The organism is Mycolicibacterium moriokaense (assembly GCF_010726085.1).
In the GTDB taxonomy this organism is placed as follows: Bacteria; Actinomycetota; Actinomycetes; order Mycobacteriales; family Mycobacteriaceae; genus Mycobacterium; species Mycobacterium moriokaense.
Genome location: NZ_AP022560.1, coordinates 2,423,285 through 2,437,185, shown reverse-complemented (window position 1 = coordinate 2,437,185; position 13,901 = coordinate 2,423,285). Strand labels below are relative to the sequence as shown.

Genomic DNA, 13,901 nt, shown 5'->3' with positions numbered 1-13,901 from the left:
ACCCGCGCTATACGGGGTCGAAGGCGGAGATCAGCCAGCGGCCGTCGACCTTCTTCAAGCCGACCTTGACGCTGCTCGCGGCGAACGCCCCATCCGGGTTCTCCTTGCTGGTGGTCGTCTGGTTGATGAACACCAGCACCACTGCGGAGTCGCGGTGGATCTCGATCACTCCCGCCCGGACGACCACGGCGACGGTCTTGACCTGCTTCTCCTTGGCAGCCGGGGTGACGATCTGCTCGGTGAATTGCGTGTAATACGAAAGGAAGTCACCGGTCAGATTCGACTTGGCGTTGGCGAAGTCCTGGTCGAGCGTGTCCGGCGAGTACGACAGCAGCGCGACGGTGCCGTTCTTCGCTGCTTCCAGTGCGACGTTCGCCGCAGCGGCATTGGTCTCCTGGTCGGGTTTGTATTGCAAGAAGTACAGACCCGTCGCCAGTCCCGCCGAGATGACGAGTGCCGCCGCCACAATGATGACGCCGAGGTTGCGGCGCGTCGCGCGGAGCAATCGCCGGTCACCGATCTTGCGGCGGGCGGGCTTGTCCTTCTCGTTGGACTCCTCGGAGTCGTCCGCCTTTGAGTCCTCGGCGATTTCGCCGGCCTCAGTGAGCTCGACGGCTTCGCTGCTCTCGTCGAACGTGGGCTCGTCTTCGGGCGCGGCTGTCTTCGCCGTCTTTTCGTCGGTGCTCACGGTACGAACTCAACTTTCGACATCTTCACCTGGCCGTCCTCGACCCGTTCGAGGTTGACCGACAGCCGCCAGGCGCGTGGTTCCTGTTTGGCGCCTGCCGCGTTGGTGACGCGGGAGGTTGCCGCGACGAGTACGACGGCGGAATTGGGCGTCATCGACTCAACGGCGGCCGCCGTGACGGTGACGTCGGTGACCACCTTCGACTCCTGGGCCACCTTGACGAAATCCTCGGCCTGGTTCTCGAAGTCGGTTTTGAACTGTCCGGTGGAGTTCGCGATGATGCGATCCACGTCTTCCTGCGCCTTGTTGAAGTCCAGCGACATCAGAGTGACGACGCTCTGCCGGCCCGCCGCGAGGTACTCCCCGTTGAGTTTTTGCAGGTCGACTTCTTTGCGGTGCTGCACGATCATGTAGCCGCTGGCGGCCAGCAGTGCGACGGTGCCGAGGATCGCCAGCGTCATCGCCACGATCTTGAGGACGAGACCCCACCGACGTCGCTTCGGCGCGGCGTCTTCTTCGCCGTCCTCTTTCTTGACGTCGTCCTCGGCCGTATCGGTGTCGGCTTCCGTCGCATTGTCCGGTTCTGCGACAACGGTGTCGGCCTCGGTCTTCGATTCAGCCTCCGCCTCAGCCTTCTCTGCCCTGGCCTTCTTGGCTTCCTCCGCTTCGCGACGTAACCGGATCGCCCGCGCCCTCGCACGCGCCGCGGCGGCGCGCGCTTCGGCCTCAGCCGCCTCGGCCTCGGCCTGCTCGGCCAGCGTCAGGGGGTCGACCTCGGAGTCATCCGCCGTGTCATCCACCGTGTCTTCCACGGTGTCTTCCACCATCTCGTCCACCTCGTCCTCGACCTTGTCGGCCGGTTCTTCGACGTGATCAGTGTCGGTCGCTGACGCGCGGCGCCTGAATGACGGCACGGCGACCTCCTTGTCCGTTATGCGCACTACTCATGAGAATGCCATTTTCCATTTTTGCGTATCGAGGCGACGATACCCTCCCGCCGCAGGCCCGGACCATGCTGTCCTTCCTGCGGAAATGCTATTTACGTGCTGTGCGCACGCTTAGCTCTGTCGATTGAGCAAGTCGTCCTTCATCACCTTGCCGGTGGCGTTCAACGGCAGCTTGTCGAGGAACTCTACATACCGCGGCACCTTGAATCCCGCCATTCGTCCGCGGCTCCATTCGATCAGCTCGTCGGCGCTGATCGCCGGGCCGTCCTCCTTTGTCACGATGAACGCCTTGCCGACCTGCCCCATCCGCTCATCGGGTACGCCGACGACCGCAGCCTGCGCGACGGCCGGATGCTCCAGGAGAAAACCCTCGATCTCGGCGGGATAGGCGTTGAAGCCGCCGACGATGAACATGTCCTTCTTGCGTCCGACGATCCGCAGTCGTCCTGTCTCGTCGAGCGTGCCCAGATCGCCGGTGTGCAGCCAGCCGTCCGGATCGATGGTCTCGGCCGTCGCGTCCGGGTCGTCGAGGTATCCCTGCATGACGTTGTAGCCGCGCACCAGGACCTCGCCGTCATCGGCGATGCGGACCTCGACGTCCTCGCACGGCAGGCCCGCCGTGCACGCGACGTCCTCTGGCGAATCACCGGGCCGAGACAGCGTGACGTTGCCCGCCTCGGTGAGGCCGTAGCCCGTCATCAGCGACTGGAACGGAAGGTCGTCGCGAATCCGTCGGATCAGTTCCACGGGGATGTCTGCCGCACCGGTCACCGCGGCGCGCAGGGAAGCCAGTTTGGATTTGTCGGCGATGGTCAGCAGCGAGTGATACAGCGTCGGCGGCCCCGGCAGCATCGTGATGCGCTCGGCCTCAACGATTTCCACCACCTTATCGACATCAAACACCGCCAGCGGCACCATCGCGGCACCGCGCAGGAACGACGCGACGAGGCCCGCCTTCAACCCGAAGGTGTGGAAGTACGGGTTGATCATCAGATAGCGGTCACCCTCCCGAAGATCCGCGAGGGTCGCCCACTCCTCGTAGGCGCGCAGCGTCTGGAGGTGATTCATCTTGGCGCCCTTGGGCCTACCCGTCGTGCCCGAGGTGAAGATGATGTCGGCGACGTCGGTGCCCCGCAGGCCGTCGGCCACGAAGGGCGGACCACTGGACAAGAAGTCGGACTTCAGATCGATCACCGGGACGCCGTCGGGCGCGGCGTAGTCCTGACCCAGGAAGCCCTGCTGTATCAGCACGGCCTTGGCGCCACTGCGGGAGATGATGTCGCCGGCCTCGTCGGCCTTGAACCGTGTGTTCACCGGGACCAGCACTCCACCGGCCGTCATGATCCCGAAGGCGGCGATGATCCATTCCGCGGAGTTCGGCGCCCAGACGGCCACCCGATCGCCCTTGGCGATTCCGAACTCCGCGAAAGCGCCTGCCGCGCAACGAATCCGCGCGACAACCTCGGTGAAGGTGAGGCGCAGCGGACCGTCGACGACCGCTTCCGCGTCGCCGAAGCGGTCCGCCGCGCTCAAGACCATCTCGGGGATGGTCTCCCAGGATTGGGTACCTGTCACACGGTGACGAGGCGGCCGAGGTTGCCGCCCATGATCTTCGCCTGATCCTCCATCGAGAGGTGCTCGAGCGCCGTCACGTAGTGCGTCGGCTCGGCCAGCCCCTCAGGATGCGGCCAGTCGGAGCCGTACAGCACCTGGTCGACACCGACCAGGTTGATCAGATCGTCGATGCCCTCCTCGTAGAACGGGCTGACATAGATGCGGTTCTTGATCTCCTCGATCGGGTTGCCCAGGAAGGCTTCCGGCGCCTTCTTGTAGACCTCGGCCATCGAGTCCAGCAGCGGGAACATCCACTTCGACCCGGCCTCGACGATGCCGACCTTCAGCTTCGGGTGCCGGAACAGCGCGCCGTGAATCACCCACGACGCCACCGCATCCTGGATCGGGCGCCACTCGTTGAGGATCGACATGGCGTTGGTCTGGAAGGGCAACATCTCCTGCGCCTTGCCGTCCCACTCCGAGGTGTAGCGCGAGTAGCCGCTGTCAGACGAGTGCATGCCGACGAAGACGTCGTGATGCACGACGCGCTCCCAGAACGGGTCGAACTCGGGCAGCGCGAACGAACGCGGGCCGCGGAATCCGGGCACCGGAGCCGGCCGGATCAAGATGGCGCGCGCACCACGCTTGACCGCCCACTCCAGCTCCTCGATGGCCTTCTCGACGATGGGCAGCGTGATCACCGGGGTGGTGAAAATGCGGTTCTGGTAGTTGAAGCCCCAGACCTCGTCCAGCCACTGGTTGAGCGCATGGATCAGCACGTGGATGGCGACCGGATCGTCGGACAGCCGCTCCTCGATGAGGCTGGCCAGCGTCGGGAACATCAGGGTGCGCTCGATGCCCAGCTCGTTCATCTTCTCGAGGCGCGGCCCGGGCTCGAAGAACGCCGGAATGGCGCGCATCGGCTCACCGAACAGCTCGCGCTTGCTCTTGCCCTCCGGGTTGCCGAACTTGAAGTACTCCTCCCAGGCGCCCGGCCTGGCGACCACGTTGAACGTGGGGTTGGGGATGTAGTTGCTGATCACCCCGCGCAGCGCGATCTTGGTGCGGCCGTTGATCTCGACGTACTGAACGAGGTCCTTGTACTCCTTCGGGAGGTGCTTCGTCATCGCCTCCGGCGGCTCGTACAGATGGTTGTCGGCGTCGAACAACGGAAATGGGATGTCGACCCGGTGCGAAAGCTGACCCATGAAAGACTCCTTATCCTCCTACGAGAATCTTATTCTCCTGATGCCACCGTAACAAGGTTTTGGGCCGGAGTGGTAATGACGTTCTCACACTCTGGCCAGCCATTCACCCCCGCAGGTCCTGGCGGACCCGGAACTTCTGCACCTTGCCGCTCGCGGTACGCGGAAAGTCCTCGACCTCATGCAGCTCTTCCGGCCATTTCTGGACCGCGACCCCTTCGGCTTTGAAGTGGTGACGCACCTCGTCGAGCGTCGGCAGCCGGTAGCCGTCGCGCAGCCGCAGCACCGCCGCCGCACGTTCGCCCAAACGGTTGTCGGGCACCGCGACCACCACGGCCTCCACTACGGCTGGCAACCCGAGCAGAACCTCCTCGACCTCGAGGGCGCTGATGTTCTCGCCACCACGGATGATCACGTCGGCCTTGCGGTCGGTGATGGTCAGATAGCCTTCGTCGTCGAGGACGCCGACGTCACCCGTGCGGTACCAACCGTCGGCGTCGAACGCCTGCTCGGTCAGCGCATCGTCGGTGTAGCCGAGACACAGATCGGGACCACGGCTGAAGATCTCGCCGTCGGGCCCCAGCCGGATCTCGACCCCCGGCCGCACATCGCCGTCGGTGTACAGCCGCTTGCCCTCCGGCGCGTTGCGCCGCGATCCGGTGATCGACGGATGTTCAGTGCTGCCGTAGGAGCGGAAGACGAACATTCCGAGATCGGCCAGCCGACGGGTCACCGCGGCCGGGACGGTCGAGCCGCCCAGTCCCACCGTGGTGAAGTGGCGGATGTGTTCCGGCGTGCAGTCGGGGTGATCCAACACGCTGGTCACGAAGTACGGCGGCCCGCCACCGATGGACAATCCGTCGCGTTCGATCAGCTCGAGCACCCGGCCCGGGTCCCACACATCGCACAGATCGATGGGCGCACCTTCGAGCACCGGGATGAGGAACGCACCGAGCATTCCGATGAAATGCCCGACCGGAGTGGCCGTCAGCTGCCTACCCCGGTCAGGCGGGTAGTTCTCGAGCAGCTGACGAGTCTCGAAGACCAGCGTCTGGTGGCTGTGGATGACGCCTTTGGGATTGCTGGTGGTACCCGAGGTGAAGGCGATCAGCGCGGGGCTCGCGGGGTCGGCGGCGATGGTTCCGGTCATCGGCTTGTCGGCGAGCAGGTCGTCGTAGGTGTCCCCCACCAAGGCGACGATCGGCACGTCGGCACAGAGGTCGGGCTGGAACGTCATCCGGCCGAACGCCGCGGTGGTGATGAAGACCTTGGGGCGCGCCGTCGCCATGATGTGGGCGAGTTCCTTGCGGCCGTAGAAGTGCACGATCGGTACGACGACCGCGCCCAGGAACGTCGCAGCCCAGAACGCCGCGGCGGCCTCCTTCCAGTTGGGCAGTTGGATGGCCACGACGTCACCCGCGCCGACGCCACGCGAACGCAGTCCCGCCGCGAGCCTGCGAGCCTCGATCTCGACGTCGCAGAAGGTGCCGGAGTAGGGCCGCACCGCGGAGTGCACGTAGAAGCCCGTCGCAGGGTTGGCGGCCAGGCCGTCGGCCACCAGATCCCCCAGCGTTTCCTCAGTCCACCACCCTTGCGCCCGATACCGTTTGGTCAGCTCATCAGGGATGTTTCGCATGAGTCCTCTGCTCTTCGCGCAAGCGGTCCCCCGCAAGCGGGAGGTGCCCCTCATCGCGGATTCGGCTGCACCTCCGCGTCGCCGTCCGATGCTATTCTCCGCTAGAGAGAATGCCAATACCGAAGACGGAGAACGTGTGATGGTCGACCTCGAGGTGAACGACGGACTGGCGGTCATCACCGTCGATCGTCCGCACGCGCGCAACGCGATCTCCCTTGAGACCATGGACCAGCTGGAGAAGGCACTCGACGGTGCCGACGGCGCACGTGCGCTCGTCATCACCGGTGCCGGCGACCGCGCCTTCGTCTCAGGCGGCGATCTCAAGGAACTGAGTGCGCTGCGCACCGAACTCGAAGCGTCGGTGATGGCATTCCGGATGCGGACCATCTGCGACCGGATCGCGGGTTTTCCGGGACCAACGGTCGCCGCGCTCAACGGGCACGCGCTCGGTGGCGGCGCGGAGTTCGCGGTCTCGGCCGACATCCGGGTTGCGGCCGACGACATCAAGATCGGCTTCAACCAGGTGGCGTTGGAAATCATGCCGGCGTGGGGCGGAGCCGAAAGGTTGGTTGCTCTGGTCGGCTACAGCAAGGCCCTGCTGCTCGCAGGGACCGGAACCATCATCGACGCCGCGGAGGCCGAACGCATCGGACTGGTACAGCAGGTGATACCGCGAGCGTCATTCGACAGCGGCTGGCGCGACCTCGCCCGTGCGCTGGCCAGCCGTCCGGCAGGTGAGATCAAGCGGGTGATGAAGGGCGCGACGACCACCGAGGCCGTCGCTGCCTTTGCCCGCCTGTGGGTCTCCGACGAACACTGGGCCGCCGCCGACAAGGTGATGAAGCGCGGCAAGTAGGCCGCTTACCCGCCGAGGACGCGAATCGGGTCCCTTCCGTCCCAGTCGACGGCGGCGTCGCGGACGAATTTGCCCATGCCTGCGGTGATTTCGTTGTTCTCCATGATTTCGATGACCTGAGCCGGGCTGTTCGGCGGCTCGACGTAGGCGAACCGCGTTCCGACGTCTTCGTCGCCGAGCCACACGATCGGCCAGCCGGCTTCGCGTATCGAGGCCATCGTGGCGTCGAAATCCTCGGTCCAGTAAGCCAATTGGTGGTACCCGGGACCGTGGGCCTGGAGGAACTCGGTGTAGACGCTCGGGGTGTCGTCCTCCTGCTGGATCAGCTCGAGCTGCATCTCCCCGCTGTTGGCCAACGCCATTGAGATCGTGGTCGCACATTTCTCGCCGCGGTAGGTCGCACGGATCGGAATGCCCCGCATGACGAACCACGGACCGACGCCCAGCGCGACCCACGCAGCGAGCGCGGCGTCGATATCGTCGACGATGTATCCGATCTGGCGGATCGGGCCCGGCAGCGTCGTCGCGGGGCGGTCGGGTGTGAAGTCCTCCGTCATCGCTGCGGCGCCGGCGTGACCCCGGACTGCACCCGCGCGATATGGGTGGTGCGCTTCGCGATTCGCCAGCCGTCGGATGTTCGGACGAGTTCGTCGTCGTAATGGCCAAGGGCCTCAACCCAACTGGCGGGATCGTCGCGCACCGCCTGCAGGTGGGCGAAGACATAGGACCTGGCCGTGGCGCGATCGCCGTCGACATTGATCGTGAAGTTGGACAGCCGGTGATAGGTCGGCCCCATCGACGCGTGAAGTTGTTCCATCAGCTCGGATACGGCGTCGACGCCGGAATACCGCCCCACTTCGCCGTAGTCGCAGTCGACGTCGTCGGTCCAGCAGGTGCGCAGCAGCGCCCAGTCCTTGAAGTCGATTCCGGTGGCGTAACGGGTCAAAACCTCTGCGATCTGCGCTTTGTCGGCGTCCACACCGGCAGGCTAAACCAAAAGTTAGTCCAGTCAACTATGAAACCGGTGGGAATCGTTGCCAATGACGGAGTCAGTGATCATCGCCCTCGTGAACGGCTATCGCAGCCTAGGGTGATGACGTGCGACGCTGGCGCGGTGACCCGATCGACCGGGTGCTGGGCGCGGTGTCGGAACTCGAACTTCCGGCCGCCGTGTTCAAGACGTGTCCGTGGGAGCCACGCGAACTGATCGACACCGGGCTGCGACAGTGGCTGAGATGTTGCGGCGCGGCGCTGCGCGACAACCAGCTGATCGGCATGCCGTCGCACGCCGTCGACGAGGCATGGCACGGCCTGATCCTGTGCACCGCCCGCTACGCCGCGTTCTGCGACAAGGCATATGGCCGGTTCCTGCACCACCACCCCGAGGGTGGCGCACCCGCGGGTGTGGTCACGGATTCGATGGACGAGCAGCTGCGCAGGACGGTGATCGCGTGGTCGGTGGTCGCACGGCCGGGCGAACAATGTGTGTTGTGGGACCTCGACCGGCGCGTCGGGGTCGAACCGCCGTGGGGTCTGGACCTGGACCGGGTGGCGGCCATCGAGGCCGATATCGCGCGGGTCATGGCGGACGAGCGGGCACGCTGACGCGAGGCTGTTCTCTCTAGACGAGAACGTCATTTCCGATTATGGTCAACCCGTGTCCACCCAGAAAGCGCTCGCACCCGAGATTTCCACCTGGCCGGATGAGAATCCGCAACTGATCGGCAGCACCTGCGGCAACTGCGGGGCCACGGTGTTCCCGGTGCAGGACCACTGCCCCAAGTGCAGCGGTGCGGAGATGGCCGAAGTCCTGCTCCCCCGCCGCGGCACCATCGTGGCCTGGACGACGCAGGGCTTCCCGCCCGGCGCGCCCTACGCGGGTCCGACCGGCAAGGACTTCGTCCCGTTCGGCGTCGGGCTGGTGCAACTCGGGGACGTGATCCGGGTCGAGGGCCGGCTCACCGAAAACGATCCCGCCAAACTGCAGTTCGGCCAGGAGGTCGAGCTGACGATGATCCCGTTCACCACCGATGCCGAGGGCAACGAGGTGGTCACCTTCGCGTTCCAGCCGGTGTAAGGAGCTCATGCCATGACGAACGACGTTGCCATCATCGGTGTGGGCCTGCACCCGTTCGGCCGGTTCGACAAGCCCGCCGTCCAGATGGGCGCCGAAGCCATCCGGCTGGCGCTGGCCGACGCGGGTGTCGAATGGAAGGACATCCAGTTCGGGTTCGGCGGCAGCTACGAGGTGTCCAATCCCGACTCCGTCACCCGGCTCGTCGGGCTGACGGGAATCACCTTCACCAACGTGTTCAATGCCTGCGCCACCTCGGCAAGCGCCATCCAGCAGACCGCCGACACCATCCGGCTGGGCAAGTACGACATCGGTGTCGCGGTGGGCCTGGACAAGCACCCGCGCGGCGCCTTCACCGACGACCCGGCCAAGCTCGCGCTGCCACAGTGGTACGCGCAAAACGGGCAGTTCGTCACCACCAAGTTCTTCGGCATGAAGGCCAACCACTACATCCACAAGCACGGCATCTCGCAGGAGACGCTCGCGAAGGTGGCCAACAAGAACTTCCGCAACGGTGCGCTCAACCCGAATGCGTTCCGCCGCAAGGAGATCTCGGTCGAGGAGATCCTCAACAGCACCGTGTTGAACTACCCGCTCACGCAGTACATGTTCTGCGCCCCCGATGAGGGCGCAGCCGCGGTCATCATGTGCCGCGGCGACCTCGCGCACAAGTTCACCGACAGGCCGGTGTTCGTGCGCGCCAGCGAGATTCGTACCCGCACCTTTGGCGCGTATGAGGTGCATGCGACCTCCGCGCCGCTCGACGAGGACGCCTCGCCGACTGTGTACGCGGCCAAGGCCGCCTACGAGATCGCCGGAATCGGTCCCGATGATGTGGACGTCGCGCAGCTGCAGGACACCGATGCCGGCGCCGAGGTGATCCACATGGCCGAAACCGGGCTGTGCGCCGACGGTGAGCAGGAGAAGCTGCTGGCCGACGGTGCCACCGAGATCCACGGCAGCATTCCGATCAACACCGACGGCGGACTGATCGCCAACGGCGAGCCGATCGGCGCGTCGGGGCTGCGCCAGGTGCACGAGCTGGTCCGCCAACTTCGCGGCGAGGCGGGCGAGCGGCAGGTGCCGGGCGAGCCGAAAGTCGGCCTGGCGCAGGTATATGGTGCACCAGGGACGGCCTCGGCAACGATCTTGTCGCTGTGACGCGGATGGCCATTCGGCTCCGGGTCGGAAAACATCGTTCTAAAATTCGCAAATGATGTTTTCGCGGGTTCGGCACCACACTCGTCGCACAGCGCTGGTGACCACCTTGGCAGTCGCCGGCGTCGCGATTCCGGGCACGACGGCCGTCGCTCAGGGGCCTCCCCTGCCGCCGCCTCCCGCACTGCACAGCGTCAAGTACACGATCTTCGCCGAGCAGCCGACGTCTGTGCAGATCTACTACCGCGACGTCGACCCACCGAACTGGGCCGACTACAGCCACAACCCGTACGTGTTCAGCCCCAAAGTGGACGCGAGTGTCGGTCCGGACAGTCAATGGACCCTCGACGTCGCGCTGGCCAACCCCGACGAGTGGGCGATGGTCACGGCGACCAGCGGGCAGGGGGCGAAGACCCCCAACGTCCATTGCGTGATGGCGGTGGACGGCGTCGTCGTGTCCACCGACCAGGGGCCAAAGGGCGCCCTCTGCTCAATCCGCAACTGGTAAGCGCTGATTCGCGACGGTCAATCGACGGGAAGCGGGTCACCCTCGAGACGGCGAATCCATTGCTCGCAATACGCGAACGTCTCGGCGTGGCCGGTGGTCATGCCCAGCGCCCGCTCCATCACCAGACCCTGCGAGACGCTGGTGGCGAACACGGTCCAGACGACGGGCGGAACCTCGTCGGACGCAACGCCGTAGCGCTCGAGTGCGGCAGTGATCGCGGCATTCTGTTCCGCACGGAAACGTTCGGCGTAGTAGACGATTTCGGCGCGCAGCGCCTTGCGATGATTCGCCAGGCCCATGAACTCCATCGTCAGCCGGGTGGCCTCGGGCTGCGTGCTGAACCGCCACAGCGCCCACAGCGGTTGCGGGGACGACAGCGCCGTCGACAGCACACTCAACCCGGCTTCGGCCATGCGGCGAAACACCGCCATGAAGAGGTCTTCCATCGTGCGGAAGTAGTAGTGGACGAGCTGGGGTTTGAGCCCCGCCCTCTCGGCGACCCGGCGCGATGTGACCGCGGCGTAGCCCTCCTCGAGCAGCAACTTCTCCGCGGCATCGAGCAGCACACCGCGGTTCTTCGCCTCCGGCGCCCCGATCCGTCGCGACGCCCCAGACACCCCGGTCATGCCATCAATCCTCTTTCCCGACGCACCCCGTTGCGACACGCCGATCGTAGTGGCGACCTGCCCGCGTGTTCTTGACCCTGACCTTAGCGCCATGCTAAGCAAGTGCTCAGCACATTCGACCAGCCGGCCCGCTCAGTGGCCGAATCAGTCCCGGTCACGACGCGGGTAAGTGCCGACCTTGGAGGGCTCAACGATGACCACCGGTTCCGAGACCACTGATTTCGACTCGGTCGACTACTTCACCGATCCGTCGCTGGTACCGGATCCCCACCCGTACTACGACCACATCCGCGCGAAGGATCCGGTGTGCTGCCCGATCAACAACGGCGTGCTCGCGGTTACCGGCTGGGACGCCGCCAACACCGTCTACAAGGACAGTGAGAACTACTCGTCGTGCGTCGCGGTCATGGGGCCGTTCACGCCGATCCCGTTCACGCCGGAGGGCGACGACATCTGCGCTCAGCTCGAGGCGCACCGCACCGAGATCCCGATGTTCGAGCACATGGTCACGATGGATCCGCCGCAGCACACCGACGCGCGCTCCATCCTCTCGCGGCTGCTGACCCCCAAGCGCCTCAAGGAGAACGAGGACTTCATGTGGCGGCTGGCCGATCGCCACATCGACGAGTTCATCGACAACGGGAAGTGCGAGTTCCTCGCGGCCTACGCAAAGCCATTCTCCCTCTTGGTCGTTGCCGATCTGCTCGGTGTCCCCGAGGCCGACCACGAGGAGTTCCGCGAGTCCTTCGGCGCAAGCCAGCCGGGCACCAACATCGGCGGGCTCGACCACGAGGTGATTGCCGTCAATCCGCTGGCGTGGGCGGACGAGAAGTTCACGCAGTACATCGAGGAGCGCCGCGAGAACCCCCGCGACGATGTGCTCACCTCGATCGCGACCGCGAAGTACCCGGACGGTTCCACCCCCGAGGTGGTCGACGTCGTCCGCACGGCGACGTTCTTGTTCGCGGCAGGTCAGGAGACGACCGCCAAGCTGCTCGGCGCGGCGATGCGGGTGCTCAGCGACCGGCCCGACATCCAGCAGCAGCTGCGCGACGACCGCAGCCTGATCCCGGTCTTCATCGAGGAGTGTCTGCGCATGGACAGCCCGGTGAAGAGCGTGTTCCGGATGGCCCGCAAGACAACGACTCTCGGCGATAAGCCGGTGCCGGCGGGCACGACGGTGATGGTCAGCCCCGGCGCGGCCAACCGCGACCCGAAGCGCTTCGAGAACCCGCACGAGTTCTCACTCGATCGCAAGAACGTGCGCGAGCACATCGCGTTCAGCCGCGGCATCCACTCCTGCCCCGGCGCCCCGCTCGCGCGGGTCGAGGGCCGAGTTTCGATCGAGCGAATCCTCGACCGGATGGCCGACATCACGGTCAGCGAGGAAAAGCACGGGCCGATCGACGCGCGCCGTTACGAGTACGAGCCGACGTTCATCCTGCGCGGGCTCACCGAGATCAACATCGAGTTCACGCCCATCAGGTAACGGCGCGGCGGGAACCAGACTGTTGATTGAGCCGCTTGTTCGTTGACTCTGCGTCCAGGGCGCGATTCGCTCGACTTTTTCGGCCTCACCGCACAGTCAACGCCAAATTGGCGCGGGCTAAAGGTTGCCCTGCTCCCAGTACGCCCTGCCGTCCTTGGCCACACACGTGAGGAACAGTCCGTCGGGCGCCTGCGCCACCTCGCCCTCCATCGCGGGGCACAGATCGTTCTCGAGCTTGATGCCGTGCATCTCGGGTGACCGGAACCACCGGGGCTCGTAACGCCGAGGGGACCCACAGAACACCAGCCGGCCCCAATCCGTGACGCCGAACGCGTAGTACGTCGTATTGCTGCAGTAAGAGCCCAGCACGATGTGGGGCGCGATTCCCGGTGTGCACTCAGGAGAGTTGCACTCCTCGGGGGCCGGCGGAGGCGGTGGCTGTGCGGCCGCTGGAGCCGCCGTTACTGTGCTTACAGTTAGCAACGCAGCAAGCATGCCGATGACGTACCGCACTCAGTCATTTTCCCATGAACGGCAACGAAATTCTCGCTTTTGGAGAGCATTACTCTAAGCACGATTAAGCTGACCGTATGCGCCCACTAGGAGTCATTTCCGGCCTGGCGGCAACCGTAGTCACCGTGCTGGGCAGTCTAAGCGGTACGGCCACGGCGCACGCCTCGAACTACGGCATCGAGCTGAACGGGACATGGCGGGTCATATCGGACGGCGATTGGGCGCGGACCAACGAAGTCAAGATCAAACAGAAGACGGTGATCCAGACCTGGACCATCACGTCGAGCTGTGTGAGTCCCGTCGAATGCACCGGCGAGGTGCACAGCGATCAGGGCTGGAGTGCTCCCATCCGGCTCAACGAATGGTGGATCGTCGACCGCGTTGTGCCCAACTGGATCCCGTGTTCCAACGGCACGTTCGTCGACGGCTTCCAGAAGTTCATGTTGTGGGGAATCAATCCCGTAGCAAACGAACGGGACCTGAAGATCACCGACCTGATGGCAGGACGCGACCGGACCACCGGCCCGAGCGGGGCGTGCGGCGTCAACAAGCCCGTCGTCATCGAGATGCCGTTGCGGTTGGAGCGAATCTCCTAGGGCGGTGATAGGTCGTACCTAGACGGCACGGCGCGTCGCGCACGAAACTCG

16 protein-coding genes are annotated in these 13,901 nt (G+C 65.2%); 7 read left to right on the top strand and 9 right to left on the bottom strand.

Going from position 1 to position 13,901, the window contains the following annotated elements; genetic code table 11:
• Positions 1-7 precede the first annotated feature (7 nt).
• The 5 genes from G6N43_RS12005 to G6N43_RS11985 form a co-directional block, all read right to left on the bottom strand.
• Positions 8-688, bottom strand: a complete 681-nt coding sequence (locus G6N43_RS12005; protein ID WP_110810438.1) for an Rv1363c family protein — start codon at positions 686-688, stop codon at positions 8-10.
• Positions 685-1,602, bottom strand: a complete 918-nt coding sequence (locus G6N43_RS12000) for an Rv1363c family protein (protein WP_083153474.1) — start codon at positions 1,600-1,602, stop codon at positions 685-687. Before G6N43_RS12000 ends, G6N43_RS12005 begins: the two co-directional genes overlap by 4 nt.
• Positions 1,603-1,746: 144 nt before the next feature.
• Positions 1,747-3,174 carry a FadD3 family acyl-CoA ligase gene (locus G6N43_RS11995; protein WP_207569320.1) on the bottom strand — a complete coding sequence of 476 codons (1,428 nt, stop codon included), beginning with the start codon at positions 3,172-3,174 and terminating at the stop codon, positions 1,747-1,749.
• Positions 3,175-3,206: 32 nt separating this feature from the next.
• Positions 3,207-4,397 carry an amidohydrolase family protein gene (locus G6N43_RS11990; protein WP_083153287.1) on the bottom strand — a complete coding sequence of 397 codons (1,191 nt, stop codon included), beginning with the start codon at positions 4,395-4,397 and terminating at the stop codon, positions 3,207-3,209.
• A gap of 103 nt (positions 4,398-4,500) precedes the next feature.
• Positions 4,501-6,030, bottom strand: a complete 1,530-nt coding sequence (locus G6N43_RS11985) for an AMP-binding protein (RefSeq protein ID WP_083153285.1) — start codon at positions 6,028-6,030, stop codon at positions 4,501-4,503.
• Positions 6,031-6,169: 139 nt separating this feature from the next.
• Here G6N43_RS11985 and G6N43_RS11980 point away from each other — a divergent pair, with 139 nt between their 5' ends.
• Positions 6,170-6,886 carry an enoyl-CoA hydratase/isomerase family protein gene (locus G6N43_RS11980; RefSeq protein WP_083153283.1) on the top strand — a complete coding sequence of 239 codons (717 nt, stop codon included), beginning with the start codon at positions 6,170-6,172 and terminating at the stop codon, positions 6,884-6,886.
• A 5-nt stretch (positions 6,887-6,891) separates the two neighbouring features.
• Here the strand turns inward: G6N43_RS11980 and G6N43_RS11975 are convergent, their stop codons facing one another.
• The gene (locus G6N43_RS11975; protein ID WP_083153281.1) at positions 6,892-7,443 is read right to left on the bottom strand and encodes a VOC family protein; all 552 of its coding nucleotides are present in this window, start codon (positions 7,441-7,443) and stop codon (positions 6,892-6,894) included.
• Entirely contained in the window at positions 7,440-7,865 is a 426-nt protein-coding gene (locus tag G6N43_RS11970; RefSeq protein ID WP_083153279.1) for a nuclear transport factor 2 family protein, read from the bottom strand. Before G6N43_RS11970 ends, G6N43_RS11975 begins: the two co-directional genes overlap by 4 nt.
• Positions 7,866-7,984: 119 nt before the next feature.
• Here G6N43_RS11970 and G6N43_RS11965 point away from each other — a divergent pair, with 119 nt between their 5' ends.
• From G6N43_RS11965 to G6N43_RS11950, 4 genes are read left to right on the top strand one after another with little or no spacing between them, the layout of a single operon-like run.
• Complete coding sequence (locus G6N43_RS11965; protein ID WP_083153277.1) at positions 7,985-8,491, top strand: UCP032817 domain-containing protein; 507 nt, start codon at positions 7,985-7,987, stop codon at positions 8,489-8,491.
• A 52-nt stretch (positions 8,492-8,543) separates the two neighbouring features.
• The gene (locus G6N43_RS11960; protein WP_083153275.1) at positions 8,544-8,963 is read left to right on the top strand and encodes a Zn-ribbon domain-containing OB-fold protein; all 420 of its coding nucleotides are present in this window, start codon (positions 8,544-8,546) and stop codon (positions 8,961-8,963) included.
• A 12-nt stretch (positions 8,964-8,975) separates the two neighbouring features.
• Positions 8,976-10,121 (top strand): thiolase family protein, encoded by a 1,146-nt coding sequence (locus tag G6N43_RS11955; RefSeq protein WP_083153272.1) that lies wholly within the window; start codon positions 8,976-8,978, stop codon positions 10,119-10,121.
• A gap of 55 nt (positions 10,122-10,176) precedes the next feature.
• On the top strand, positions 10,177-10,626 hold the full coding sequence (locus G6N43_RS11950; protein ID WP_110810444.1) for an Rv2576c family protein: 450 nt from the start codon (positions 10,177-10,179) through the stop codon (positions 10,624-10,626).
• Between the two features lie 17 nt (positions 10,627-10,643).
• On the opposite strand, the gene G6N43_RS11945 is transcribed toward G6N43_RS11950, so the two are convergent.
• A complete protein-coding gene (locus G6N43_RS11945; RefSeq protein WP_083153268.1) occupies positions 10,644-11,252 on the bottom strand; it encodes a TetR/AcrR family transcriptional regulator in 609 nt (202 codons plus the stop codon).
• Between the two features lie 193 nt (positions 11,253-11,445).
• On the opposite strand from G6N43_RS11945, the gene G6N43_RS11940 reads away from it, so the two are divergent.
• The gene (locus tag G6N43_RS11940) at positions 11,446-12,741 is read left to right on the top strand and encodes a cytochrome P450 (protein ID WP_083153266.1); all 1,296 of its coding nucleotides are present in this window, start codon (positions 11,446-11,448) and stop codon (positions 12,739-12,741) included.
• A gap of 117 nt (positions 12,742-12,858) precedes the next feature.
• Here the strand turns inward: G6N43_RS11940 and G6N43_RS11935 are convergent, their stop codons facing one another.
• The gene (locus G6N43_RS11935) at positions 12,859-13,236 is read right to left on the bottom strand and encodes a hypothetical protein (protein WP_275989950.1); all 378 of its coding nucleotides are present in this window, start codon (positions 13,234-13,236) and stop codon (positions 12,859-12,861) included.
• Positions 13,237-13,379: 143 nt separating this feature from the next.
• Here G6N43_RS11935 and G6N43_RS11930 point away from each other — a divergent pair, with 143 nt between their 5' ends.
• A complete protein-coding gene (locus tag G6N43_RS11930; RefSeq protein ID WP_244960517.1) occupies positions 13,380-13,850 on the top strand; it encodes an Rv2253/PknI dimerization domain-containing protein in 471 nt (156 codons plus the stop codon).
• Positions 13,851-13,901: the final 51 nt, after the last annotated feature.